Genomic DNA, 25512 nt, shown 5'->3' on the forward strand with positions numbered 1-25512 from the left:
TCTTAATATTAAGTTGAGTGAGGAAAATTTTACACCTTAAACATTGGCAGATTTTTCTGGTTTTGTTCTTCTCGTCGCTGCTGTCTAACACTACAATTGAGGGCCATTCAGTTATAGACATGGCTTTAGGACTTGTTGGCTTTATACTTTTCCTCTCAATTCTAATTACATATGGACATTGTCTTTATATTCTTTTGCAAAAAAAAGTTGAGTTGAATTATTCTCTGTTTGTTATAAATGGATTTTTGGTCATTACTTCCTTTATAGTTATGTCTGTTCTGGCCGGGACCAATAAAGTAAGTTTAACTGGGGTCTATGCTTTACCAGGTTTCTATCTTATTTATGCTTTTTATTATACAATTGCTTTTCCTGCTAAAGTTTTAAAAACAATTGAATTGAATAGGGAAGCGAAGTTTGGAGAATATATTGGATTATTCTTTATGATAATTTTTTGGCCAATTTGTATTTGGTTTCTTCAGCCTAGAGTAAATAGAGTTGCTAATTTAAACTCATTCTTAGATTCATGATAAATTTTTAGGCCATTTCTTAATTTCCTCATTTTTAAATCTTCTAATCTCCAAATTAATCCTTGCTTCTCCTCCTCGATAACTTCGATTCCTTCACCTACAACCTGCGCGACTATTTCCAACAGTTGGGCCAGCAGGTTTTGGTTTTGCGCAACGATGTTTCTTTAGCCGAAATTCAAAAGCATACTTTCGAGGGGATCATCCTTTCGCCCGGTCCGGGAAAACCAGGCGAAGCCGGCGTGCTGATGGAAGTAATAAAATACTATCACGATAAACTGCCCATTTTAGGCATCTGCTTAGGGCACCAGGCCCTGGGCGAATTCTACGGGGCAAACCTGGAAAAAGCAGCCAAACCCATGCACGGCAAAATTTCCGAAATTTTTTGCCAAAACGATTCGCTTTTTTTGAATTTGCCCCCGCAGATGCCGGTAACGCGCTATCACTCGCTTTTACTCACGGATCTTCCGCAAAACCTTAAACCATTGGCTTTAACAAAAGCAGGCGAATTGATGGCTTTCCGCCACAACGAACTTCCAATCTTTGCAGTACAGTTTCACCCGGAAGCCTTGCTTACCACGTATGGTTTGGATATACTCCGAAATTGGATTAGTATTGCAAAAATTGTCGGCTAGCAGCGCGCTTTCAGCCGGCTTAAGATCATTCTCGAGATGGAACTCACGATAAAGCAGGAAGGCGAATTTCAATTCATAGACGAAGGCAGCGGCGAGGTTTTGTTGCTTTTACACGGTTTATTTGGCGCATTAAGCAACTGGGAAGGCGTAATTCAGGGCTTTGCTGGTAAATACCGCGTGGTAATTCCACTCATGCCCATATACGAAATGCCGCTGAGCAAAGCCGGGGTCTCGGGTTTGTGTAATTTTATCGAAGATTTTGTAGCGTTCAAAAACCTGGACCAGCTTACGTTATTAGGCAACTCCTTAGGCGGCCATGTAGGGCTGGTTTATACCCTGCGCAACCCCGATAAAGTAAAGCGGCTGGTGCTTACCGGCAGCTCCGGTTTGTTCGAAGATTCCATGGGCGGCACCTTTCCCAAACGCGGGAATTATGCCTACGTGGAAGAGCGCACCGCCCACACGTTTTACGACCCCAAAGTAGCTACCAAAGAACTGGTAGACGAAGTTTTCGATATTACCAACAGCAACTCCAAGTGTCTGCGCATTATTTCCATTGCCAAATCAGCGCAGCGCCACAACATGGCCAAAGATATTGCCTCTATCGAAAAACCAACCTTATTGGTCTGGGGCCTGAACGATACCATTACGCCGCCGCTGGTAGCGCACGAGTTTAACCGTTTACTCAAAAAATCGGAGCTTCACTTTATAGATAAGTGCGGCCATGCGCCTATGATGGAACATCCTCAGGAGTTTAACCGCATCTTAGCCAAATACTTAGCCGAACATCCGTAGAAAACGGTATGCTTTTAGGTGAAAAAAGTAAACTTTCCCTGCTTAGTTCCGGTATTATTCCCGACCTTTAGCTGTACGCCTTCCGTATTAAACTTATGATCGCCGAAGAACTGATAAACCCCATGATTCCCCCGCTCAAGCTTTCCGATTCCACGGAGAAAGCCGTGAAGTGGATGGAAGAATTCCGGGTAAACCAGTTGCCGGTGGTTAAAAACCGCCATTATCTGGGCCTGATCACCGAAGACGATATCATCGAGAAAGATCAGAATTACAAAAGCCTCGAAAATGTAAAATTCGGCTACGACGACGTGTACGTAATGTACAACCAGCATTTTTACCGGGTTATGGAAGTAGCCATTAAAAACAAAGTGCAGGTGGTGCCGGTCTTAGACGAACACCAGGAATTCTATGGCGTTATTACCGTAAACGATACCATTTCGGCTTTCGGGCAAATGTCGGCTTTGCAGGGGCAGGGCGGTATTCTGGTGCTTTCCATGCCCGAACGCGATTATTCCCTGAGCCAGATCAGCCGCCACATCGAAAGCAACGACGCCAAGATTCTGAGCGCTTACGTTTCGCCCGATGAGCTGGACCCGTACAAGATCAAGCTCACACTCAAAATCAATACCACCGACCTTACCCGCATCATCGCCACGCTGGAAAGGTTCGATTACCGCATTATTGCCCAGTTTCAGGAAGCCGGCGATCACCAGGCCGATAAGGACCGTTACGACCTGTTGCTGAAATACCTGAATATGTAATTTGCTTTCGTGCTGAACTGCCTGCTTGTTTTACTGCTGACTTTTTTTGCCCCACCCGATACCGTTTTCAAAAAGTTGCCGGGCAGCTTACCCGCTTCTCCCTCCAGGCTCGAGCTTTGCCCCGATACCAATTCGTTTGAAATTGCCGCCATCGCTTTTGTAGGCAACCGCAAAACCAAGGAACGCGTGCTGCGCGCCGAACTCGATTTTACCGAAGGCGAAAAAGTTACCGCCGAAGGTTTGGAAAAACGGCTGGAAGAAAACCGTTTGCGCCTTTTCAACCTCCAGCTTTTTTTATGGGTGCGTTACGAAACGGTTTGTCAGAACGGCCGCCTCACCATTATTTTCGAAATGCAGGAACGCTGGTATCTGTTTCCGGTGCCCATTTTCTCGCTTGCCGACCGCAACTTCAACGCTTGGTGGGAAAAGAAAGATTTCAACCGCATCGATTATGGTTTGCATTTGGTGCAGCAAAATTTCCGGGGAAGAAACGAACTTCTGAAAGCAAATTTCCAGCACGGCTTCAACCGCAAATACGAGCTTTTCTATACCGTTCCGTACTTCAATAAAAAGCGCGACCTGGGTTTCAGTATTGGGGGTTCCATTTACCAAAGCCATTCGGTAGATTATAATACCGTTAACAACGAGTTAGTTACGCTACGGCAGGAAGATAAATTTCCCATTCAAAAACGCTATGTTTCCGGGGCTATAATCTGGCGCGAGAATGTGCAAAAGCAAACCAGTTTTACCACGTCGTACCACCAGGAACAAATCTCCGATTCTGCCTTTACTTTAAATCCGGATTTTTTTAGCGGTCTTCAGAACCGGAAATACCTGGAATTTGAAATTATGCGGACGTTAAATTTCCGGAACACGTTTTCTTATCCGCTATCGGGGCATTTTCTGCAACTGGGTTTAGGGCAGCAGGTCGCGCTTCACGGCAACCAGCACCACACCACGGCTTTCGTCAAATTCTCCGATTATGTGCCCCTGAAAAAGAAATTCTACTACAGCTATTCGCTGGAAGGGCAAAGCCGGCTGGCTTCCAACCTGGCCTATGCCGATAATGTGGCTTTGGGTTATAAAAGCTATATCCGGGGCTACGAACTTTACGTAATAGGGGGGCAGCACTACGGGGTTTTCAAAAACGGACTTTCGAAAGAACTCCTGGATCTGAACCAGATAAAACTAAAATTTATCCGCAACCCGAAATTTAACCGTATTCCTGTTACCTTGTACCTCAATTGGTTTGCCGATGCCGGCTACACGTTTGAAAACCGTTTTGAGCAAACCAATTTTCTGACAAACCGCTTGAATATGGCCACCGGCTTAGGGCTTCACATTGTTACTTATTACGATCGCGTAATTACGCTTGAATATTCCCTGAACCGCGAAGGCGACCGGGGTTTGTTTATTCACACGGCTTTTCCGTTCTAGAAAAATGAAAATAGCAATACTCGGCAAACCTTTTAAAGACGAAATAATCCCGTTCATGCAGGGCCTTTTCGACGATCTGGCGAGCCGCCATGCCGAAATAACCATTGTAGAATATTTTAAAACGTACCTGGAAAACCGCCTCACCCTACCCGAAAATGTTGGTACGTTTTCTAGGGGAGATGATTTAAAAGGTGTAAATTTCGTCTTTAGTATTGGCGGAGACGGTACCTTGCTCGATACCGTAACTTACGTAGGAGCAAGGCAGATCCCGATCCTGGGCATTAATACCGGCCGGTTAGGTTTTTTGGCTACGGTAGCTTCCGATCAGATCCCGCTCGCGCTCGATGCTTTGTATAAAGGTCATTTTGTGATCGACGAACGTTCTTTGATCCGGGCTGATTCCGATCAGGAAGTTTTTGAAGGCGTGAATTTCGGGCTGAACGAATTTACGATCGTTAAAACGGATACTTCCTCTATGATCGTGGTGCATACTTATATAGATGGCGAGTATCTGAATTCGTATTGGGCCGATGGCCTGGTAGTTGCCACGCCTACTGGTTCCACCGGCTATTCGCTGAGTTGCGGTGGTCCGGTTGTGCTGCCACAAACAAACAATTTTGTGATATCGCCCGTATGCCCTCATAACCTGAATGTACGCCCACTGGTGGTGTCAGATAAGAGTGTCATTTCGTTTGAGGTGGAAGGCCGGAGCAATAATTTCCTGGTTTCGCTGGATTCGCGTTCTAAAATTGTGGAAACGGGTGTGCAGCTTGCTGTGCGCCGCGAAAACTTTAACGCCCGGTTGGTGAAGATTAACCAGGTGAATTTTTTATCTACACTTCGCACAAAATTAAACTGGGGTTTAGATAAACGAAACGAATAATATTACGTTAAAGAAAAATTTGCGAAAAGATTTGAATATAGTTGCTAATATTTCAGACTAAAGTCTTACTTTTGAAGGTCTTTTAACTTAGGATAGCTATATCGGGATTTATTATTATATAACTTAAAAAAAACTATGAAAAACTTTTGCTCCATCGCAGTCCTGGGAGTGCTGTTTTTTTCACTGGTGGCTACTACAGATGCTGATGCACAACGGTTCACCCGGAAAAAAACGTATAGTTCAGTTGGGGTTCATTTGAACGCTATGAATTATTTCGGAGATATTGTACCCGAAGCTGATTTCACCAGCTTGCGTTTCAAATCAACCCGACCAAACATTGGCGTATCGTATATGCGTCGTTTTACTCCCCGGATTTCCGTAAGAGCTGCCTTAGCCTGGGGACGTATTACCGGCGACGATGCTAAAAGTGCTTCTCAGAACGAGGCGGAAAACTATCCGCGCTTTGTACGTAACCTGCGTTTCCGCAACGATATTAAGGAACTAAGCGTGGTTGGAACAATTGACCTGTTCGAAAACCGCGGTACTTACCTGAAACGTCCGGACTGGTCTCCGTATGCATTTGCCGGGGTAGCTGTTTTTGCCCACAACCCGAAAGCAGAAGATAACAGCGGTAACTTTGTAGCCCTGCAACCATTGGGTACCGAAGGTCAGTTAGCAGCGGACCGCGGAGCTAAAGGCTATGAAGACCAGTATTCTAAAGTACAGATCGCCATTCCATTCGGTGCCGGGGTTCGTTATAAACTGGACAGAAACTGGGATCTTGGTTTTGAAATTGGCTGGAGAAAAACCTTTACCGATTACCTGGATGACGTAAGCTCCAACTATGTATTATCTGATGCCGACCTGCCAAGTGCAAAGGCAGTAGAAATGGCAAACCGTAGCTTTGACAGATCTGTGCATGGTCCTGGCCAGCAGCGCGGCGATAAGACCGATCAAGACTGGTACATTGTAACAGGTTTCAACCTGACTTACATTCTGCCTACCAACGTAAGAAGTCCGAAGTTCAGATAATAACGGGCTTTATAGCTTCGTTTACTACTGCATGAGATCAAAGATTATCAGCATAGCACTCCTTATTTGTTTACAAGTAGGGAGTGTTTTTTTTATGGCTCCGGCATTTGCCCAGAAAAACCAGGTTACCAGCGAACTTGGCCTTGGTTTGGGCGGCATTAATTACAAAGGCGAAATTGCGCCTAAGTACCGGTTCGGGAATAACCAGCCAGCGGTAATGGTGTTTTACCGCCGCGACATTTCGGCTCCTGTAACGTTAAGGGCCAGCGCACTTTTAGGCGGTATTGGCGGAACCGATAATTACTTTGACCTTCCTCTGAACCAGTTTCGGCAGGCCCGCATGCGCGGTACCTTGCTGGAAGTAGCTGCCGGTTTGGAATATAATTTTCTCGATTACTATGACCTGCGCCGCCGTAAACGCTGGACCCCGTATTATTTCCTGAACGTGGCCGGTTTTTATGCGTCAACCAATACCGAATCTTCAGTGCAGGCCAGCATTGCGGAAGGCTCGGTTGCTAACCTGGTAGCGGGCAATAACGCAATGCTTTCTATTGCCGTGCCAACGGGGGTAGGAATTAAATATGCGCTTTCGCACCACTGGAATTTAGGCCTGGAAATAGGTGCCCGCTTCATTTTTACTGATCTGCTCGATAACCTGGGCGATGCCACACCACTGCCGCTGGCCAATCCGCACGACAACGACTGGTACTTTTACAACGGCATCAGTATTTCCTACACATTCTACAAAATTCCTTGCCCGAAAGTGTACAGATCCAAACCAAGCCCGCTGGAATAGTAGTTTTTTGTAAGAAATTGCTACCGTTTTCCTAACTTGCGGGGAAATACTGTTTGGATGAGTCTTCGGAATAAAATAGATCAACACAATTTACCTAAACACGTTGCCGTTATCATGGACGGAAACGGCCGCTGGGCTAAACAGCGCGGCGGTATGCGTATTTTTGGTCACCAGAGTGCTATTACCGCCGTGCGCGAAACCGTAGAAGGGGCCGCCGAACTGGGGATCGAATATCTGACTTTATACGCATTTTCTACTGAAAACTGGAACCGCCCGCAATTTGAAGTGAATGCCCTCATGCAATTGCTGGTATCTACTATTGGGAAAGAAACCGCTACTTTAAAGAAAAATAACATTCGTTTACGAACCATTGGCCAAACCGAAAGCTTGCCTGGCAGTTGCCAGCGCGAACTTCAGGAAGCTATGGATGCTACCAGCCAGAATACGGGTATGACCCTGGTACTGGCTTTGAGTTATAGCGGCCGCTGGGATATTGCGCAGGCAGTAAAAAAGATCGGTCTGGAAATTCAGGCCGGAAAACTGCATCCGGAAGAAGTAAGCGAAAATACTTTTGGCAACTACCTGGCAACTGCCGGCATGCCCGACCCGGAATTACTGATCCGGACCAGCGGCGAACAGCGCATCAGTAATTTTCTGCTCTGGCAGATGGCTTACACTGAATTATACATTACCGAATTACTTTGGCCGGATTTCCGGAAAGAAAATTTGCACGAAGCGCTTATTGCTTACCAGGCCCGCGAACGACGCTTTGGCAAAACGAGTGAACAACTTACAAAATGAAAATAGTTAACAGACTTTTTGGGGTATTTTTCCTACTGTTTTTTTGCGGACCGGCGTTTGGCCAGATCCGAATGCAGGGAGGGCAAGACCTTACGCTCGATTATACGAATCCGCAGAAGTATGAAATTGGTGGTATAACCGTAAGCGGTACTAAATTTCTGGACCCGGCCACGCTTATTTCCATTACCGGTTTAAAAATAGGCGATCAGATCCAGGTTCCGGGCGAAGACCTTAGTAAAGCGATCAATAAACTTTGGGCACAGGGCATTTTAGGCAACATTGAAGTTTCGGCCAGCAAAGTAGAAGGCCGTTATATTTTCCTTGATTTTTATCTGACCGAACGGCCAAGACTTTCTAAATTCACCTTCACAGGCGTTAAAAAAGGCCATGCCGATGAACTGCGGGAGAAGATAAATCTGATCCGCGGGAAAGTAGTAACCGATGCGGTGATCAGCAATACCAAAAACATAGTGCGCAAATATTTCCTGGAAAAAGGGTATATGAATGCCAGCGTGAATATCACCCAGCAAACAGATTCGCTTTTGCCGAACAGCGTGGTGCTGAATATTGATATTGACAAAAAAGGGAAAGTTAAGATCGAGGAAATTACCTTTTCCGGGAACAATGCCATTGCCGAAAGCAAATTGCAGAAGCAAATGAAAAACACCAAGGAACGGAAATTTTACAAGATCTTTACCAGCTCTAAATTCCTGAAAACCGGCTTCGAAGACGATAAACGCGCCATTATAGAATATTATAACGGGCAGGGTTACCGCGACGCGCAAATCGTATCGGATAGCGTGGTAAAAGTATCGGAAGACCGGATCCATGTTTATTTAACGGTGGATGAAGGCCGTAAATATTATTTCCGCAATATTACCTGGACCGGCAATTACCTGTACGATGATAAATACCTGGCCGGCATTTTAGGCATCAAAAAGGGTAGCGTTTACAGCAAAGAAACTCTTGATAAACGCCTGAGCTATAACCCGAGCGGTTTGGATATTACCTCCCTTTATATGGATGACGGTTACCTGTTTTTCGGGATCGATCCGGTGGAGGTATTGGTAGAGAACGATTCTATTGATATTGAAATGCGGATATCGGAAGGTGCGCAGGCCAGAATTAAGGAAGTAACGGTAGCGGGCAATACCAAAACCAGCGATCATGTGGTGCTGCGCGAACTGCGGACTGTTCCGGGCCAGAAATTCAGTCGGGCGGATCTGATCCGTTCGCGAAACGAAATTGCGAACCTGGGTTATTTCGACCCGGAGCAAATTGGCATGAACCCGATCCCGAATCCGCAGGACGGAACGGTAGATATTAAATATACGGTAGTAGAAAAACCAAGCGATCAGTTTACCTTATCGGGTGGCTGGGGCGGTTTGCAGGGTTTTGTGGGTACGGCTGGTTTCGTATTCAATAACTTCTCGCTCCGCAAAGCCGGTAAATTCAAGCACTGGACCCCGGTTCCGGCCGGCGACGGACAACGCGTATCATTAAACGTGCAGGCCAACGGTTATCGTTACCAGTCGTACTCGCTTTCGTTTACGGAGCCCTGGTTAGGCGGCCGCAAACCAAACTCGCTTTCGGTGAGTCTGAGCCATACGGTTTCGCGGCAGTTAAGCTATGCGGTAAGCCAGAAAACAGCGAACGATCCGCTCATCAAGATCAATGGGCTTTCGGTTGGTTTAGGCCGTCGGTTAACCTGGCCGGATGACTTCTTCGTGCTTTCGCATTCCCTGGCGTATTACCAGTATAAACTGAACAACTACCAGATCACACCTGGTTTCAGCGATGGTACTTCAAACAGTATCTCCCTGACCAATACTTTGTCGCGGAATAGTTTTGATAGCCCGATCTATACCAAACGGGGTTCTTCTATCAGCTTAAGTGTGAACTTAACCCCGCCTTACTCTTTGTTCAACGAAAACCGCAAGAGCGAATTCGAGTGGATCGAGTTCCACAAGTGGATGTTCGATGCTTCGTGGTTCACGAATCTGGCAGGGAATTTGGTATTAAACACCAGAGCGCATTTCGGTTTCCTGGGAAGTTATAATAATAAAATCGGTATTGGTCCGTTCGAAAGATTTAAACTTGGAGGCAACGGTATGGGCGTAGGAACGCTGCTGGTTGGTACCGAATACGTAGGTTTACGCGGTTACGAAGATGCTGCCGTTACGCCAACGCAGGCCGGTGGGGTTGCCTTCGATAAATTTGTGATGGAACTACGCTACCCGATCACCTTGAACCCAAGCGCTACGGTTTTTGTTTTAGGATTTGCAGAAGCAGGTAATAACTTTGCCAACTACCGCGATTATAACCCTTACAAGTTATACCGTTCGGTGGGGGTAGGTGCCCGTATCTTTATGGCTGCCTTTGGTTTACTTGGCTTCGATTATGGTTATGGTCTGGATAGTTATCCGGTTACGCCGGGTAGTTCAGGAAGCCCGGCGGGCGGACGTTTCCACTTCATGATCGGACAGCAGATCAGATAAATTATTTATATTAGCCTCATGAAAAAACTATTTGGTATACTCTTCGTGCTTTTTCTGGCCGTGCCTGCCGCATACGCGCAGAAATTCGGGTATATCGATTCGGAATTCATTCTGAGTAAAATGCCGGCATATGCTTCGGCGCAGCAGGAAGTAAATACGCTTTCGGCTGCTTGGCAGAAAGACATTGAAGGCCAGTACCAGGAAGTGGAAAAACTCCGGAAAAAATTTCAGGCCGAAGAAGTGCTGCTGACCGACGACATGAAAAAGAAGCGGCTGGCGGAAATTGAACTGAAGGAAAAAGATGCCCGCGAAATGCAGAAACGTATTTTCGGGTTTGAAGGCACGCTCTTTAAAAAACGCATAGAGCTGATCCGTCCGGTGCAGGACAACTTGTTTGAAGCTGTAGAGAAAGTTTCGAAAAAGAAGGGCCTTCAGATCATGTTCGATAAATCGGGCGATATGACGATGATCTATACCAACCCGGTGCACGATTATACCGAATATGTGCTGGAAGAATTAGGCCTGGCTTCACCGGAAAAAAATCAGCCCGGAAAACGGCCGGCGGGAGCGCTGGTAGATAGCCCGGGCGATACGCCGGTACGGCAACAGGAAGGTATTCAGGAAGAAGATTCGGATCAGCCGGCTCCTGCTCCGGCAAAAAAGACTGCTCCGGTACGAACCCAACCAAAGCAAAAAAAATAGTATATAATTAACCCGAAAAAGTAAAAATGAACAAACGTAAATTATTCGCCGCGGTAGCGTTCTTCTTTGTGAGCGCTGTATCTTTTGCTCAGGCTCCCGTTAAAATTGGTTATACGAACGTAGATTACGTATTAAGCCAGATGCCGGAAAGCAAGCAAATTGAAGCCGATCTGAAAGCTTACAGCGCACAATTAGAAAACCAGTTAAAATCTAAATACCAGGAATTCGAAACCAAAGGCCAGGCCTACCAGAAAGGTGCTGCCACCATGACCGACGTAGTGAAAGCTGACAAAGAAAAAGAGCTGATGAACCTGCGTACTTCTATCGAGGAATTCCAGAAAAACGCGGACCAAAGTTTACAGAAAAAGCAACAGTCTTTAATGGAGCCTGCGCTGGATAAACTGCAGAAAGCCATTGACGATGTAGCCAAAGAAAACGGCTATACCTATGTATTCAACTCCGATGCTGGTTATGGTACCACGCCGGTTTTATTACACGGTCCGGAAGATGGCAACATTTCTGACTTAGTACTGAAGAAAATGGGCGTAACGCCGGTTAAACCAGGTGCTGCTCCGGCTGCGGAAGTAAAACCTGCTACTCCGGCCACGCCGGCTACACCAGCCACAAAATCGAAATCTAAAGCAAAGAAGAAATAATTTCTTTCAGACCATAATAAAAAAGCCGGTGCAATTGTACCGGCTTTTCTGTTTCTAACGGCTCCAAAACGGTATCATTTTCGGGCTTAAAACTTACCTTTGCATTATAATGGAAGATCTGGAAGACGAAGACCTGGTATTAGACAGCGGCGATGCCGATTCGGATGAATTGTATGAGCACCACCGCATTGTAATAGATAAAAAGCAGAGCCTGCTCCGCATCGATAAATTTCTGATGGACCGCTTGCCTCATGCTACGCGCAATAAAATTCAGAATGCAATAGATGCGCACACCATTCTGGTGAACAACAAAGCCATAAAACCGAGCTATAAAGTTAAGCCGCTCGATGTGGTTACCATTACGCTGCCCGACCCGCCGCGCGATACCGAAGTGGTGCCGGAAGATATTCCGCTGAACATTGTGTACGAAGACGAGGAATTGCTGCTGGTAAATAAACCGGCCGGCATGGTGGTGCACCCGGCCTATGGAAACTGGACAGGTACCTTGGTAAATGCGCTTTCGTATTACCTGAATAACCTCCCTACGAGCCGCAACGGCGCTATTCGTCCGGGTTTGGTGCACCGCATCGATAAAGATACTTCGGGCTTGCTCGTGATTGCGAAAACCGAGTTTGCGATGACGTATCTGGCCCGTCAGTTTTACGACCACAGCATTGAAAGAACCTATTATGCGCTGGTTTGGGGGGTGCCGAAAGAAGCGAAAGGCACCATTACCGGCCACGTGGGCAGAAGCCTGAAAGACCGGCGGGTGATGAGCGTTTACCCGAACGGAGAGCAGGGAAAACACGCCGTTACGCACTACGAAGTGATGAAGTCGTTCAAATACGTATCGCTGGTGAAATGTAACCTGGAAACGGGGCGTTCGCACCAGATCCGGGCGCACATGAAATACCTGGGTCATCCGCTTTTCAGCGATGCTACCTATGGCGGCGATAAAATTCTGAAAGGGCAACCGGTTGGTTCGTATAAAACCTTTGTAGAGAACGCTTTTAAAATTATGCCGCGGCAGGCTTTGCACGCGCAAACGCTGGGTTTTATTCACCCGAAAACGAAGGAATTCCTACAGTTTTCTACCGAGCTTCCCGAAGATTTTAAACTGGCCTTGGCTAAATGGGAATTGTACGCGGAGCAGTAACCAGTTTTTAAGGAGAAAAGCATAGCATTTTGCAAAGCACTTTTTTAGGTGAAAAGCATAGCGTTTTTATAGAGTAAAATCCTTTGTAGTCTATAGTTTCAATCTAAAGCCGATCAGATAAGAAACGACGAACGAATATTGGGTCATTCTGAGCTTGTCGAAGAAACTAACGCGTACTGCTATGAAATTTCGCGCGCGGCAAGAAATTTCTTTCCTAAGTTTGTTTTCGTGCGGGTTCGGTATGCGTTAGTTCCCTCAGAGCTGTGCTCGGTCCTTTCGACTCGCGTCTCAGGAATGCTCGGGATGACGCAATAAGTAAGGCATTGAGGTTAAGTTTACCTTCCTTAAAATGCGGTAAAAGGAAAACGCTATGGTTTGAAGGGAAAAAGTAAGGTGAGCCCAAAACAGAATAAAATAAAAAAAACGCCATTCAGTAATGAATGGCGTTTTTTTTATTTTATTAAGCGATGAAGCTTATTTCTTCGTTTTGGTTTTGCTTTTCACTTTACCGTTTACCACATCCGATAAGGTTTTAGCCTGCACGTTTCCTGGTTCCAGGGCCAGCACTTCTTTCAGGTGTTGGTTGGCTTTGGTATTATCCTTTTTCAGGTAGTTGTAGTAGGCTAAATAATAGTGCGCTTCAACCAGACCGGATTTGTTTTTATCTTTTTCGGCGGAAGCCAGTTCGATGTATTTATCGTAATGCGGCTTGGCTAAACCGGCTTTCGATTCCGGGTCTAAGTTCGCATTGGAGCGGGCACGCCATAAATAAGCCTGCGCATACGTTGGGTTATTGGTCGTGATCAGGGCATATAAGCTATCGGCCGATTTGTAATTTTTAGACTGATCGTAAAGATTGCCTAAATAATAATAATCGGTATTGGTAGGTTTGCTGCGGTTCATTTTATCGCGGTACAAAGCAATTGCTTTCGGGAAATTGTTTTGCTTCACGTAGATCTGGGCAATGTCGTTACGTAGGTCGGCGCGGCTAGAATCCATACTCAGGGCCTTATTGAAGCTGTTCAAGGCTTCGTCAGATTTATTGGCGCGGGCATAGATCTTTCCCTGGTATTCGTAATCCGAAGCCAGTAATTTATCGGCCGGCGTAGTTTTAAAATAATCCTGAATGGCGGCCAGGGCTTTGTCGTCCTGTTTGGCTTCGTAGTACGAATAAGCCAGCAAGCGTTTCATTACCACGTTATCCGGGTCGCGTTTCAGCACTTCTTCGGCTTCTTTAATAGTACCAGCATAATCTTTGGTCAGGTACAGGAAAGAAGCATAAACGGCACGGGTTTCCGGGGTGTTTTCCGACATGGCCACGTACTTTTTATAGTTATCCAGGGCCAGGTCGTATTTGCCGGCGAAGTAATAAAGTTCACCCAGATCGCGGTAGGCCGGTGCATAATTCGGGTCCATGTTGATTACGGCCTGGTAAGCGTTCTGCGCTTCGTTGTAGTTACGCGAACGCACGCTTAACTGGCCTTTACGCAGGTGTGCCAAAGCGTATTTGCTGTCGGCTGCAATCGCGTTTTCGTAAGCCGTCATGGCTTCGCCGCCGCGTTTCAGCTCCAGCTGGGCATCGCCGAGCATTACGTAAGCAGCCGCGTTTTTATTGTCGGCTTTCACCGCTTTGCTCAGATAATCTACGGCTTTGTTATAATCTTTGGCAGTAAGATAAGCATAACCAATGGTGGTCAGTACGCCGGAATCTTTCGATTTAGAGCGTTTCAGCGCATCGGCAAACTGCTTTTCAGCTTCGGCGGTATTGTTTTTTACCAGGGCAGCTTTACCGGCCGCCGCCATTCCCAGCGCCGATTTTTTATTCATACCGGCGGCAATATTGTAATACATTACAGCCGAATCCGGCTGACCGGCTTTCAGATAGGCATCGCCGAGAATGATATTGTTAATCTCGTTGTTCTGGTTCTTTACTACTTTCGAAAGGGTTTTCTTTGCTTCCCCGTAGCGTTCCATTTCTATCAGCCGCTGGCCATCCTTAACGGTTTGGCCGATTGCCGACGAGAAGGAAAAAAGGCCCGCTATTAAGAGCGCATACTTCCAGTTCTTTGTCATGGGTGTTGTTTTTATAAGATTGAATTGAGAAAAATGGTATTACGTTTAGAAAATAAAGTAGTTATTATTTCACTTCTACCAGTCTCACCACCCCGCGGGCGGGAGCCAGACCAGCTTTGAGCACAATACGCTGCCCTTTATCTCCGGCCGAGAACGAAACAAACCCCGTGCCAAGTCCGGCGCGGGCCTCGCGGCTGATGATATACACCTCGCGGAATAAAGGATAAGATTTCTGCACCAGGTAAGCCTGGTAGGGTTGCACGTAACTATCAGGATTGGCAGGATTATGCTCCCGGCTTACCGCTACCACTTTCACTTTATTAATAAAGCCAACGGCGGTGCTGTCGTCGAAATCGCTGATCCAGTTCGCTCCGATCACGCCAATGGCATTTTTGTTTTCCGTTACATAATCTATTACCGCCGGAATGGATTTTGAAGCGTAAGCCGTTGCCGGTAATGGGGCTTTATTGGTAATGGAATCGCGCACAAAACGGGCCGTGCTGGAATTGGCGTTATCGAAAACAATGGCAATATTACCCAGTTTGGAAGCCGGATTTACCTGTTTCCAGGAAGCGGCTTTGCCGCTGAAAATTTCGCGCAACTGCGGCAGCGAAAGCAAGGTATCGGTGTTTTCCGGGTGCAGAATTAAAGCAATGCCATCGGTCGCAATTTTGGTTACACGCGGGGTGATCTGCGCTTTTTCAAAAACCTGGGTTTCGGAAGGAGTAAGGGTCCGGGATACAATGGCCAACCGGGCGCTGTCCTGCAAAAGCGCTTTTATGGCTTCGCTTTCGGCAGCGTACGTAGCATTGATCTTCGCATTTTTGTAAAGCTTATGAAAAACGTTCAGCTGCGTTTCTATTATCGGCTTAAAGGTTTCGTCTACGCTTATCTTAATGGAGCCGGAAGTTGGCGTATCGGAAGGGCCTTTATTACCCGATTGGTTGCAACTGCTCAACAATACGGTAAATAGACCGCCGGTAAGCAACAAAGCGCGGATTGCTTTTATGTTTTTCATGTTCCTGAAACGTGAATTCTGCAAGGTTGATGGCACAAATCTAACAATTCTCTTAATAAGACAGCAGCGCCGGCCGCATTGTTTTTCTGCTTCCGGCGCTGCCGTTTACTTTTATCTTGTTCTTATAACGCTGGTTTATTTAAATTATTCTTCGCGGTGGTTACGGTTCCGGGTTTTAAAATGTTCCTGGTAAACCCTTACCATCCGGATAATGCCATATATGACCAGCACTGCACCCAAAATTTTTTTCGTAGTGTCGTCTAAACGAACCTGGTCGGGCCGGGAAAAGAACAGGAATACGCCAATGGCCGGATATACCAGCGTCATGACGAGTGAAAAATATTTTACAAATTTGGTGTAGGTGCTTTCCGGCTGGTTGCGTGGATTTCTGGGTTCAAACATAAAACGTAGTTTTTAGTCCTGAAAAGATACGGTTTTTGGGGAGGAAAGTCGGGATGTGGGTTTAATTTTTGTGTTTTGCTTTTTTTGCGGAAGCATTGCTGAAAGTTACCGGTACATAAAAAGGCACAGCCACTTTACGTTCACCAAAGCGGGCTGGTTCCCAGGCTGGCATTTCGTTTATGATGCGCAAGGCTTCTGCATCTAAAGCTGGGTCAATTGATTTCATAATGATGGGATTTTGCAAAGCGCCGGTTTCAGTAACTTGAAATTTTACTACCACGGTGCCTTCAATGCCTTTTTTGCGGAGCGCCTTGGGATACTTCAGGTTCTCGGTCAGGAATCTCTCCATTGCTTCCTGCCCGCCCGGAAATTCCGGATTTTTGGTAACGGTTGCATAACCTTTGGTTATCGTTGGGGCATTTCTTAACCGAACTTGTTTATCTTCTAAAGTAAACCGCAGTGGGAGGGTAAATTTCACCCGAACAATCCGGCCGTTTATTTTACCAGGAATCCACAAAGGCATGGCTTTAAGCATACGCAAACCTTCCTGGTCAAGCGCTTCGCCAACTGGTTTCAACACGGTTAAATCACTCAAACTGCCATCTTTATTCACCACAAAAGAATAAACGCCCAGACCTTGCAGTTCCTGCTTTATAGCTGCTTCCGGGTAAATAAAGCTTTTCTGTAAATGTTGCTGCAATTCCAGGTCACCACCCGGAAACTGGGGTAGTTGTTCTACCATCTGGTAAATTCCATTGTCCTGATCTTGCGCCCAGGACGGAAAAAACGCTATCAAAAAAGCGGTAAAAAGTAAAAGTTGTTTCATGCTAGAATCTAAGTTCGGAAACGCAAAGCTACGGTTTTGTAACAATTATTGAAAGATGAAAAGATGTACAAAACGCTATGCTTTTAAAGCAAAAAACTCCGGAGCTTTCTTTGCTCCGGAGTTTTCTAAAGCTATGGTTTTAAAGTGAACCGGATGGGTAACGTATAGCGCACTTTCACGGCTTTGCCGTTTTGCATACCCGGTTTCCAGGCCGGCATGTTCCGGATCACGCGCGTGGCTTCTTCGTCGGTGCCGCCGCCCAGGTTTTTGAGAATGGTTAAACCAGTAATACGGCCTTCTTCGTTCACCACAAACTGCACCACTACCAAACCCTGCAACCGGTTGCGTTCGGCTAAAGATGGGTAACGGATATTTTCGCTCAGGTATTTCATCATGGCCGTTTCGCCGCCCGGAAATTCGGGGTTTACTTCCACAAAATCGAATATCTTGTTTTCCGGCACTATTATTTCCCCGCCAGTGGTTCCGGTGCCCGTATTCGGGATCACGCTGGTACCGCCGTTGCCCTCGCTGGTAGTTTTTCCGGGTTCTATGCCCGGCGGCAGGTTCACATCTATCAGGGTTTTATTGCCGTTGGTAGTAACTACCGGGTCTATTAATTCCTGGGTGGCGCCGGAGGCCGGCGTGGCTTCCTGGGGCGGTTTTACGTCGGCAGGCGTAGGTGGGGGCGTAAGGTCTTCCGGAATAGGCGGAATGTAAATATCCTCAATAATCATGGGCCCATTCGTTGGAATGGACGGTGCATCTACAAATTCCTTCGGAAAGAGCTTGTTAATGATGATCGGCAGACTCAGTAAAAGCATAAACAACATAATTGCCGTGACGAGGCCACGGTATAAGTTGCGGGTGTAGATCTTCCGGAGCAGGTAAGCACCATACTCGCGGTTTCTTCCTTCAAAAACAATGTCGTCGAAGGTGGTTTGGGTGGCAAAATTGCTACTTGTCATAAAACGGACCGGTTAAAAGTGAATATGAATAATTGAAAAGGTCACGCAATGAGCCCGCAAAAAATGTATGTGGGAAGTAGAATTTTATGCCATAGAAGATCGGTTAAAAATGAAACGTTGGAAGGGGATTAATATATAGAGAAACGCTATGCTATAATTTATGTTGTGCATTTATGCAGACTTTTTTTGCCCGAAATCCTAGCGTTTTTTTCAGCCGACTTCCAACTGTAAATCTTTGCAATAATAAAAACCTCCCAGGTTTAGAAACCTGGGAGGTTTACGTGAAAACGGTAGGGTTTTAAACGAAAAAACTCCGGACTATTAAGCCCGGAGTTTTTATGTAAGTAGTATTTCTTACTAATTATTTAATGCTGAAGAGCACCGGCAGGGTGAATTTAACTTTTACCGCACGGCCGTTCTGTTTACCAGGGCGCCATTTCGGCATTGTTTTCACTACCCGGATCGCTTCTTCGTCGGTACCGCCGCCCAGTGGCTTCAGAATTTTAATGTCTGAAATTTCACCGTTCTGGTCTACTACGAAAGAAAGGATAACCCGGCCTTCCAGACCATTACGCTGCGCTACCGATGGGTAACGAATGTTCTGGCCTAAGAATTTCATCATGGCTTCCTGCCCGCCCGGGAATTCCGGCTGCTGTTCCACGAATTCGAAAACTTTGTCTTCTACCACATCGGCTACTGCTGCATCTCCGGTTCCTTCCAGGCCCGAAAGATCTGGCTTGGTGGTAGTACCTTCCTGCGTTTTCACGTCTACGGCAGCTTCTTTCAGCTCTTCCACGTCCGGCACCTCTTCCTTCCGCACTTCCTCATCCTTTTTAATTACCGGTGGCGTAAACTTAATGGTTTTCTGTACCGGTGGTGGTGGTGGCTCTGCGGGTGGTGGCGGTGGCGGCGGTGGCGTAGTTTTATCAATTGGCGGTGGCTCTGCCAACGTGTTTACGTCTACCACGGCTACGTGCTCTTCTACGGCTTCTTCCGGGAAAATATACTTGGAAAGTACCGGAGCCGCCAAAAAGATCATGAAAAGCGCAATGGCAATAAATAAGCCGCGGGTTACGTGTTTGTTGTAAACCTTACGGAGCATGTAGGCACCGTACTCGCGGTTGCGGCCCTCAAAAACAATGTCGTCGAGGGTGGCGTTGGCATAATTCTTATTTTCCATCAGGCGCGCCGGTTACAGTTTCCAATAATTTCGTATCAAGGTCGGTCATTTCTACCAGGGCGTAACGGCGGGTATTGGTAATATTCATTTCATCCAGAATATCTACCACGTTCTTGTAACGTGCCGTTTTTACCGGCTTTATCAGCACGGTAAGTTTAGGAATGGTACGACCCAGATCCAGTAAAACCTGACGGATTCCTTTATCGGAAAAGTCGGTGCTTTTTAGTTCCGGTTGCGATTTACCGTCGTTCAATCCCTGGTAATAATAAACTTTATCGTTCTTGCCTAAGATCACGGTCAAGGCCTCAGAAGCTTTCAACTCGGTTTGTTCAACCGGGTCTTTCGCTTTCACAGGCATGTTTATTTCCATGGTCTGTGGCTTGTTGAAGGTGGTGGTGAGCATGAAAAAGGTAAGCAAAAGGAATGCTAAGTCTACCATAGGCGTCATGTCGATCTTGGTCGACATTTTCTTAGCCCGCTTCTTCCCGCCTTTACCGCCACCGTCACCTTTTGGTTGTATTTCAGCCATCTTCTTATCTCGGTTTGTAGTTAGAAGGTTTCATTTCCATGTCGGTAATCAGGTTGAACCGGTTTACCTTTTTCTCCTGCAACACTTCAATAATCCGCTGAATGGTTGGAACATCCGTGCTTTGGTCGCCTTTAATGGCCACTACCACATCCGGATTAGTAAGCCGGGTTTGAAGCACCCAGTCGCCCAATTCATTTTTAACCGAATCGAAAGGAATTCCGGGTTGGGTTATTTTTTTGCGCTGTTCCGGGGCCATTGCCAGATACGATTTCAAACCAGCCATCGGCATGCCGAAGCTGTTGGTTAATTCGAACGTTCTTCTTTCTTCTTCAGAAAAGGAAACGTTGTATTTGGCGCCCATCTTATCGAGGAGACTGAGTCTGGTTGGTTGGCCATCTACGCCGTAAAAAACGCGGTTGTCACTTCCAATTGTTATCGTAATAACGTCTTTTTCGGGAAGCTTAATTTCCGAAATAGAAGAAGGGGTATCGACAATCAACTTTTCTTCCTGCGAAGGTGTAGCGGTAAGCATAAAGAATGTTACCAGCAAGAACGCCAAGTCAACCATGGGAGTCATATCCAGTGAAGGACTGGTCCGATGTACTTTAACTTTAGGCATATTTAAAAATCTGCAGTTTTAGAAATTAAGCGTTGTAAGGCGCTTTTGTAGTTGTGTTGCCTTCCTGCGAAGCGAACGTTTGGATGATAGAGAAACCAGCCTCGTCGATAGAGTAGGTTAATTCATCAATTTTGCTGGTAAAGAAGTTATAAGCAATAATCGCGATAGCAGAACCGGTAATACCCAGAGCCGTGTTGATCAAAGCTTCCGAGATACCGTTTGCCAGACCTACTGCATCAGGAGCGCCACCAGCGGAGAGAGCCGAGAACGCCTTGATCATACCAAGTACCGTACCGATCAGACCTACCAGGGTTGCAATAGAAGCGATGGTTGAAATAATAACCAGGTTTTTCTCCAGCATTGGTAACTCAAGGGCAGTGGTTTCTTCAATTTCTTTCTGAATAGCCAGTACTTTCTGATCTTTAGGCAGGTTAGTGTCGGCTACCATTTCTTTGTATTTGTGCAGACCAGCTTTTACTACGTTGGCAACAGAACCTTTCTGGGCATCGCAGGCAGCCATAGCGCCGTTCACATCGTGCTGGTTCAGTTTCATGCGGATAGTACGTACGAAACCTTCCATGCCTTTAGAACCTTTTGCTTTGCTGATGGTTAAGAAACGCTCGATAGAGAAAGCTAATACCATGATCAAAAGCGCGATCAGGATTGGTACGATGAAACCACCTTTGTAGATGATACCCAGTACGTTGCCTGGTAGCGGGTGATTGTTTGGATCGCCACCTTCAAAGTTAGCCGGGTTACCTAAAATAAATATATGTATAACAATAGCAGCTAAAATTGATATAGGAATAGCCAGCGTTGCGAACATAGAGCTGGATTTGCCGCTGTCAGTAGTGCTCTGGGTTGCATCTTTGTTTACTGCAATCTTTTTTTCCATTGTGGTTTAAAATTAAATGTTAATTGTTTTGGGTTGTTTTAGTTGTTTGTTTTACTTTTTTGGTTTGCACAGATAGCATTTGGTTAAAATCGTGCCCTAGTTATGGGTTTTAATTCTTTAAAACGGCTATTCGTAACGTACAAACCTAATCAAATTCAGAGTTTCTGCCAAATTCAATTCTTTATTTAGCGGTAAAGCTATAAAATTTAAGATTAATTTAACAATTAGGCATGCATACTAAATAAAAATTCGGTTTGCGGCCTTTAAATTTTCACAGTTCGGAATGGGTAGTTTGGAAGGAAAAAAGGATACCGTTTTTCCCGGCGGCGGTTTTGCTGACAAATAGCAATTGCTTTAACAGACAGTAAAACAGCTAAATAAGTTTATTTTTAACCGGTACTTTTTTTAATTCCGGTGCGTTTGTTTGGCTTTATTCCAGTATTCGTCCATTTCGGCCAGGGTCATGTTCCGCAGTTCTTTGCCGTCTTTGGCCGCTTCGGTCTCTAAATACTGAAAACGCTGGATGAATTTTAAATTGGTTCTTTCCAGGGCTTCTTCCGGATTAATATCGATGAAGCGCGCAAAGTTTACCAATGAAAATAAAAGGTCGCCAAACTCGCCGGTGGCTTTTTCAAGATCTGTTTTTCCCGGCTCGCTTAAATTGAATTCTGCTTTGAATTCGGAGAGTTCTTCTTCAACTTTTTCCCATACCTGCTCTTTTTTCTCCCAATCGAAACCGGCGCCCCGCGCTTTTTCCTGAATGCGCATGGCTTTAACAAGAGCCGGTAACGAAACAGGAACGCCGCCCAATACCGATTTATTGCCTTCCTTTAATTTTAATTGCTCCCAGTTTTGCTTTACCTGTTCTTCGGTTTCGGCCACGGTATCGCCGTAAATATGCGGGTGCCGGAAAATAAGTTTCTCGCACAAACCGTTCAAAACGTCGGCCAGGTCGAAGATGTTGGTTTCGGAGGCGATCTTGGCGTAAAAAACCATGTGCAGCATAATATCGCCGATCTCTTTCTTGAGTTCGGGCATATCGTTGCGCATAATGGCATCCGAAAGTTCGTAGGTTTCTTCTATGGTGAGGTGGCGCAGGCTTTGCAGGGTTTGTTTTTTATCCCAGGGGCATTTTTCGCGCAGCTCATCTAAAACGTCTAGCAAACGGTTAAAAGCACTTAGCTGGCGGCCACGGGCCGAGTCGGCAAAAACAGTATTTTCCATAAGGCAAATATACAAAGGTTTTGCGGGAGCATGCGGTTTGCAAAACGCTATCCTTTTTTACCTGAAAACTATAGCGTTTGAAAACAGCTATATAGCGGGCTGAATGCGCGCCAAAGCTTTTATAGGCTAAAACCTATGTTTAATATAAAACGGAACTAAAAAGAGCTTGCAAATTTCTTATTGCTTTCAGCTTGAATTCATTACTTTTGCAGTTGATAAAAAAAGATAATTCGTGGCATTAATAAAATCAATTTCAGGAATCAGAGGAACAATTGGCGGCAAGGCAGGCGATGCTTTAACGCCCGTTGATGTAGTGAAATACGCCGCTGCTTTCGGGGCGTGGGTATTGCAAACCACCCAGAACAATACGATTATTATTGGGCGCGATGCCCGGCTTTCCGGCGAAATGGTGAGCAAACTGGTGGCAGCAACGCTGCAGGGCATGGGCATAAACGTAATAGACTTAGGCTTAAGCACTACCCCAACCGTAGAAATGGCCGTTCCGGCTAAAAAAGCGGGCGGCGGCATTATTCTTACCGCCAGCCACAACCCCAAACAGTGGAACGCTTTAAAACTGCTCAACGATAAAGGCGAATTCATTAACGACGAAGAAGGCAAACTGGTGCTGGAAATTGGCGAAAGCGAGAATTTTGAATTTGCGCAGGTAACCAAACTCGGTAAATATTCTACCGCCGATTACCTGAAAAAGCATATTAAAGCTATTACGAGCCTGCCCTTGGTAGACGTGGAAGCTATAAAAGCCAAGAACTTTAAAGTGGTGGTAGATGCGGTAAACTCCAGTGGAGGCTTTGCGGTACCCATGCTTTTAGAAGCCTTAGGCGTAACCCAGATCGAAAAACTTTACTGCGAGCCGGACGGCAATTTTGCCCACAACCCGGAGCCGCTGCCTGAGAATTTACGCGATATTTCCCGGATCTTAGAAAAAGGAAAATTCGACCTGGGTATTGTGGTTGACCCGGATGTAGACCGTTTGGCGCTGATTTGCGAAGACGGCAGCATGTTTGGCGAAGAATATACGCTAGTAGCAGTAGCCGATTACGTGTTGAAAAACACTCCCGGTAATACGGTTTCCAACCTTTCTTCTACCCGGGCACTGCGCGACGTTACCGAAAAAGCCGGCGGGCAGTATTTTGCCTCGGCAGTAGGCGAGGTGAACGTGGTGAAAATGATGAAAGAACAAAGCGCAGTTATTGGCGGCGAAGGCAACGGCGGTATTATTTACCCGGAGCTGCACTACGGCCGCGATGCGCTGGTGGGCATTGCTTTGTTCCTGACGCATTTAGCAAAATCGGACCTGAGAATGACGCGCCTGCGGGCTTCTTACCCGAACTATTATATCTCGAAAAACAAGATCGAATTAACGCCGGAAATTAACGTAGACGATGTGCTGGTGCAGATGCAGGATCGCTACAAAAAGCAACCGGTAAACACGATAGATGGGGTAAAGATCGAATTCGACAAAGAGTGGGTGCACCTGCGCAAATCCAACACCGAGCCGATCATCCGTATCTACGCCGAATCTGATTCTAACGCTACGGCTGAGCATTTAGCCAACAAGATCATTGCCGATATCAAGGAAATTATTTCGGTAAAAGTGTAGTCTTTTAATTAGAAATTACGCATTAGAAATTGAAAAAGTCTGTGGCAGAAATGCTTCAGACTTTTTTGCTTTAAAAACATAGCGTTTTAGTTTCTTATCTGAAGCTTTTACCGCGTGGCCATAAACTGCTGACGGAAAAAAATAGCCGTTTGCTAAAAGTTACAAATCTGAGATGGAACCATTTAGGCCCGAAACCCTTATATTTGTAAATCTTTCGGTTTGAATTTCCGATCCGGCCTGGCTGATCTGAGAATTTCTGATTCGTGATTTCTAATTTTTAATTCATAAAAAGTATGCGTGTTTACCTCGACAATGCGGCGACCACACCCTTAGACAAGGAAGTTTTTGATGCCATGGCGCCCTTTATGCTCGAACATTTCGGTAATCCTTCGTCTATTCACTGGCACGGGCGGCAGGTTCGTTCGGCTATTGAAGGAGCACGCCGTACGGTAGCCAACCTGTTGCACGCATCGCCTTCGGAAATTTTCTTTACCAGCTGCGGCACCGAAGCCGACAATACTGCCATTATCAGCACTTCGCGCAGCCTGGGCATTAAACACGTAATTACTACTAAAATGGAACACCACGCGGTGCTGCACTCGGTAGAATGCCTGGAGAAAAACGATGGCGTAACGGTTCATTATTTAAAACTCGATGAACGCGGCAACTTAGATCTGAACCACCTGGAAGAATTACTGGCCGCTAATCCGCGCACCTTGGTTTCGATCATGCATGCCAACAACGAGATCGGCAACCTGAACGATATTCAAACCATTGGCGAGATCTGTAAAAAATACGATGCCGTTTTCCATTCCGATACGGTACAAACCATGGGCCATTACCAGCACGATCTGCAAACCTTGCCCATTAATTTCCTGGTTGGTTCGGCGCATAAATTTCATGGTCCGAAAGGCATAGGCTTTTTATACGTGAACGGCGACGTTAAAATCCAGCCGTTTATGCACGGTGGTTCGCAGGAACGCAACATGCGCGGCGGCACCGAAAACGTGTACGGCATTATTGGCCTGGCCAAAGCCCTGGAGATAGCTTACCGCGACATGGAAGCCCATCAGAAACACATTCAAAGCCTGAAAGACCGCATGATCGGCCAGCTGAAAGCCCAGATGGAAGACGTGCGTTTCAACGGAAATTCTGAGTTTGCCGATAAGAGTTTGTACACGGTTCTGAACATCAGTCTGCCGCCTTCGGATATGAACGAAATGCTGTTGTTCAACCTCGATATCAATAAAATTTCCGCTTCCGGCGGCAGCGCCTGCACTTCTGGTGCTAACGCGGGTTCGCATGTGTTGCAGGCTTTAGGTGCCGATCCGGCGCGCGGCGCGGTTCGTTTTTCGTTCAGCAAAAACAACACCGTAGAAGAAATTGATTACGCGGCCGCTACGCTGGCCAAATTGTACCAGAACGTGCCGGCCTAAAACGGTAGGGTTTTGACCAGAAAAAGTCCCGGTTTCTATAGAAATTCA

At 46.1% G+C, this 25512-nt stretch carries 25 protein-coding genes; 15 read left to right on the forward strand and 10 right to left on the reverse strand.

The genetic code is table 11. The features are described from left to right. The first annotated feature begins 119 nt into the window (after positions 1-119). From I5M27_RS15455 to I5M27_RS15515, 13 genes are all read left to right on the forward strand, one after another. Positions 120-527 (forward strand): hypothetical protein, encoded by a 408-nt coding sequence (locus tag I5M27_RS15455; RefSeq protein WP_200507235.1) that lies wholly within the window; start codon positions 120-122, stop codon positions 525-527. A 62-nt stretch (positions 528-589) separates the two neighbouring features. Further along, positions 590-1159 carry an anthranilate synthase component II gene (locus tag I5M27_RS15460; RefSeq protein ID WP_200507236.1) on the forward strand — a complete coding sequence of 190 codons (570 nt, stop codon included), beginning with the start codon at positions 590-592 and terminating at the stop codon, positions 1157-1159. Between the two features lie 36 nt (positions 1160-1195). Then, a complete protein-coding gene (locus I5M27_RS15465) occupies positions 1196-1954 on the forward strand; it encodes an alpha/beta fold hydrolase (RefSeq protein ID WP_200507237.1) in 759 nt (252 codons plus the stop codon). 95 nt (positions 1955-2049) lie between these two features. Further along, on the forward strand, positions 2050-2715 hold the full coding sequence (locus I5M27_RS15470; RefSeq protein ID WP_200507238.1) for a CBS domain-containing protein: 666 nt from the start codon (positions 2050-2052) through the stop codon (positions 2713-2715). A 9-nt stretch (positions 2716-2724) separates the two neighbouring features. Continuing rightward, positions 2725-4152 carry a POTRA domain-containing protein gene (locus I5M27_RS15475; protein ID WP_200507239.1) on the forward strand — a complete coding sequence of 476 codons (1428 nt, stop codon included), beginning with the start codon at positions 2725-2727 and terminating at the stop codon, positions 4150-4152. Between the two features lie 4 nt (positions 4153-4156). Next, positions 4157-5035: an NAD kinase gene (locus I5M27_RS15480; protein ID WP_200507240.1), complete on the forward strand. Its 879-nt coding sequence runs from the start codon at positions 4157-4159 to the stop codon at positions 5033-5035. 135 nt (positions 5036-5170) lie between these two features. Next, the gene (locus tag I5M27_RS15485; protein ID WP_200507241.1) at positions 5171-6067 is read left to right on the forward strand and encodes a DUF6089 family protein; all 897 of its coding nucleotides are present in this window, start codon (positions 5171-5173) and stop codon (positions 6065-6067) included. Between the two features lie 94 nt (positions 6068-6161). Next, on the forward strand, positions 6162-6863 hold the full coding sequence (porG, locus tag I5M27_RS15490) for a type IX secretion system protein PorG (RefSeq protein ID WP_234462551.1): 702 nt from the start codon (positions 6162-6164) through the stop codon (positions 6861-6863). Between the two features lie 114 nt (positions 6864-6977). Beyond that, complete coding sequence (locus I5M27_RS15495; RefSeq protein WP_394369091.1) at positions 6978-7664, forward strand: isoprenyl transferase; 687 nt, start codon at positions 6978-6980, stop codon at positions 7662-7664. Positions 7665-7735: 71 nt separating this feature from the next. Next, positions 7736-10162: an outer membrane protein assembly factor BamA gene (bamA, locus tag I5M27_RS15500; protein WP_234462552.1), complete on the forward strand. Its 2427-nt coding sequence runs from the start codon at positions 7736-7738 to the stop codon at positions 10160-10162. A gap of 18 nt (positions 10163-10180) precedes the next feature. Next, positions 10181-10864 carry an OmpH family outer membrane protein gene (locus I5M27_RS15505; RefSeq protein WP_200507245.1) on the forward strand — a complete coding sequence of 228 codons (684 nt, stop codon included), beginning with the start codon at positions 10181-10183 and terminating at the stop codon, positions 10862-10864. Positions 10865-10890: 26 nt separating this feature from the next. Next, positions 10891-11520, forward strand: a complete 630-nt coding sequence (locus I5M27_RS15510) for an OmpH family outer membrane protein (RefSeq protein WP_200507246.1) — start codon at positions 10891-10893, stop codon at positions 11518-11520. A gap of 109 nt (positions 11521-11629) precedes the next feature. Next, positions 11630-12676, forward strand: a complete 1047-nt coding sequence (locus I5M27_RS15515) for an RluA family pseudouridine synthase (protein WP_200507247.1) — start codon at positions 11630-11632, stop codon at positions 12674-12676. 474 nt (positions 12677-13150) lie between these two features. Here I5M27_RS15515 and I5M27_RS15520 read toward each other — a convergent pair whose 3' ends face one another. From I5M27_RS15520 to mazG, 10 genes are all read right to left on the reverse strand, one after another. Further along, complete coding sequence (locus I5M27_RS15520) at positions 13151-14749, reverse strand: tetratricopeptide repeat protein (protein WP_200507248.1); 1599 nt, start codon at positions 14747-14749, stop codon at positions 13151-13153. 64 nt (positions 14750-14813) lie between these two features. After that, positions 14814-15767 (reverse strand): PstS family phosphate ABC transporter substrate-binding protein, encoded by a 954-nt coding sequence (locus tag I5M27_RS15525; RefSeq protein WP_200507249.1) that lies wholly within the window; start codon positions 15765-15767, stop codon positions 14814-14816. 144 nt (positions 15768-15911) lie between these two features. Next, positions 15912-16169 carry a hypothetical protein gene (locus I5M27_RS15530; protein ID WP_200507250.1) on the reverse strand — a complete coding sequence of 86 codons (258 nt, stop codon included), beginning with the start codon at positions 16167-16169 and terminating at the stop codon, positions 15912-15914. Positions 16170-16230: 61 nt separating this feature from the next. Then, positions 16231-16995 carry an energy transducer TonB gene (locus I5M27_RS15535; protein WP_200507251.1) on the reverse strand — a complete coding sequence of 255 codons (765 nt, stop codon included), beginning with the start codon at positions 16993-16995 and terminating at the stop codon, positions 16231-16233. 131 nt (positions 16996-17126) lie between these two features. After that, positions 17127-17960, reverse strand: a complete 834-nt coding sequence (locus I5M27_RS15540; protein ID WP_200507252.1) for an energy transducer TonB — start codon at positions 17958-17960, stop codon at positions 17127-17129. Between the two features lie 361 nt (positions 17961-18321). Further along, positions 18322-19140, reverse strand: a complete 819-nt coding sequence (locus I5M27_RS15545; RefSeq protein ID WP_200507253.1) for an energy transducer TonB — start codon at positions 19138-19140, stop codon at positions 18322-18324. Beyond that, positions 19130-19669, reverse strand: coding sequence for an ExbD/TolR family protein (locus I5M27_RS15550; protein ID WP_200507254.1), 540 nt, complete (start codon positions 19667-19669; stop codon positions 19130-19132). The genes I5M27_RS15545 and I5M27_RS15550 overlap by 11 nt, the downstream gene beginning before the upstream one ends. A gap of 4 nt (positions 19670-19673) precedes the next feature. Then, positions 19674-20288, reverse strand: a complete 615-nt coding sequence (locus tag I5M27_RS15555; protein WP_200507255.1) for an ExbD/TolR family protein — start codon at positions 20286-20288, stop codon at positions 19674-19676. Positions 20289-20313: 25 nt separating this feature from the next. Next, on the reverse strand, positions 20314-21183 hold the full coding sequence (locus tag I5M27_RS15560; protein ID WP_200507256.1) for a MotA/TolQ/ExbB proton channel family protein: 870 nt from the start codon (positions 21181-21183) through the stop codon (positions 20314-20316). A gap of 405 nt (positions 21184-21588) precedes the next feature. After that, entirely contained in the window at positions 21589-22407 is an 819-nt protein-coding gene (gene mazG / locus I5M27_RS15565; protein ID WP_200507257.1) for a nucleoside triphosphate pyrophosphohydrolase, read from the reverse strand. A 232-nt stretch (positions 22408-22639) separates the two neighbouring features. Between mazG and glmM the strand changes: the two genes are divergently transcribed. Both glmM and I5M27_RS15575 read left to right on the forward strand, forming a co-directional pair. Next, positions 22640-24028: a phosphoglucosamine mutase gene (gene glmM, locus I5M27_RS15570; protein ID WP_200507258.1), complete on the forward strand. Its 1389-nt coding sequence runs from the start codon at positions 22640-22642 to the stop codon at positions 24026-24028. Between the two features lie 293 nt (positions 24029-24321). Beyond that, a complete protein-coding gene (locus tag I5M27_RS15575; protein WP_200507259.1) occupies positions 24322-25464 on the forward strand; it encodes a cysteine desulfurase family protein in 1143 nt (380 codons plus the stop codon). Positions 25465-25512 lie beyond the last annotated feature (48 nt).

It is taken from the genome of Adhaeribacter terrigena (assembly GCF_016623615.1).
Classification (GTDB): Bacteria; Bacteroidota; Bacteroidia; order Cytophagales; family Hymenobacteraceae; genus Adhaeribacter_A; species Adhaeribacter_A terrigena.

Coding starts and splice junctions, on each gene's coding strand:
- I5M27_RS15455 (WP_200507235.1), top strand. CDS start 120: ATGGCTTTAGGACTTGTTGGCTTTATACTTTTCCTCTCAATTCTAATT.
- I5M27_RS15465 (WP_200507237.1), top strand. CDS start 1,196: ATGGAACTCACGATAAAGCAGGAAGGCGAATTTCAATTCATAGACGAA.
- I5M27_RS15470 (WP_200507238.1), top strand. CDS start 2,050: ATGATCGCCGAAGAACTGATAAACCCCATGATTCCCCCGCTCAAGCTT.
- I5M27_RS15480 (WP_200507240.1), top strand. CDS start 4,157: ATGAAAATAGCAATACTCGGCAAACCTTTTAAAGACGAAATAATCCCG.
- I5M27_RS15485 (WP_200507241.1), top strand. CDS start 5,171: ATGAAAAACTTTTGCTCCATCGCAGTCCTGGGAGTGCTGTTTTTTTCA.
- porG (WP_234462551.1), top strand. CDS start 6,162: ATGGCTCCGGCATTTGCCCAGAAAAACCAGGTTACCAGCGAACTTGGC.
- I5M27_RS15495 (WP_394369091.1), top strand. CDS start 6,978: ATGGACGGAAACGGCCGCTGGGCTAAACAGCGCGGCGGTATGCGTATT.
- bamA (WP_234462552.1), top strand. CDS start 7,736: ATGCAGGGAGGGCAAGACCTTACGCTCGATTATACGAATCCGCAGAAG.
- I5M27_RS15505 (WP_200507245.1), top strand. CDS start 10,181: ATGAAAAAACTATTTGGTATACTCTTCGTGCTTTTTCTGGCCGTGCCT.
- I5M27_RS15510 (WP_200507246.1), top strand. CDS start 10,891: ATGAACAAACGTAAATTATTCGCCGCGGTAGCGTTCTTCTTTGTGAGC.
- I5M27_RS15515 (WP_200507247.1), top strand. CDS start 11,630: ATGGAAGATCTGGAAGACGAAGACCTGGTATTAGACAGCGGCGATGCC.
- I5M27_RS15520 (WP_200507248.1), bottom strand. CDS start 14,749: ATGACAAAGAACTGGAAGTATGCGCTCTTAATAGCGGGCCTTTTTTCC.
- I5M27_RS15525 (WP_200507249.1), bottom strand. CDS start 15,767: ATGAAAAACATAAAAGCAATCCGCGCTTTGTTGCTTACCGGCGGTCTA.
- I5M27_RS15530 (WP_200507250.1), bottom strand. CDS start 16,169: ATGTTTGAACCCAGAAATCCACGCAACCAGCCGGAAAGCACCTACACC.
- I5M27_RS15535 (WP_200507251.1), bottom strand. CDS start 16,995: ATGAAACAACTTTTACTTTTTACCGCTTTTTTGATAGCGTTTTTTCCG.
- I5M27_RS15540 (WP_200507252.1), bottom strand. CDS start 17,960: ATGACAAGTAGCAATTTTGCCACCCAAACCACCTTCGACGACATTGTT.
- I5M27_RS15545 (WP_200507253.1), bottom strand. CDS start 19,140: ATGGAAAATAAGAATTATGCCAACGCCACCCTCGACGACATTGTTTTT.
- I5M27_RS15550 (WP_200507254.1), bottom strand. CDS start 19,669: ATGGCTGAAATACAACCAAAAGGTGACGGTGGCGGTAAAGGCGGGAAG.
- I5M27_RS15555 (WP_200507255.1), bottom strand. CDS start 20,288: ATGCCTAAAGTTAAAGTACATCGGACCAGTCCTTCACTGGATATGACT.
- I5M27_RS15560 (WP_200507256.1), bottom strand. CDS start 21,183: ATGGAAAAAAAGATTGCAGTAAACAAAGATGCAACCCAGAGCACTACT.
- mazG (WP_200507257.1), bottom strand. CDS start 22,407: ATGGAAAATACTGTTTTTGCCGACTCGGCCCGTGGCCGCCAGCTAAGT.
- I5M27_RS15575 (WP_200507259.1), top strand. CDS start 24,322: ATGCGTGTTTACCTCGACAATGCGGCGACCACACCCTTAGACAAGGAA.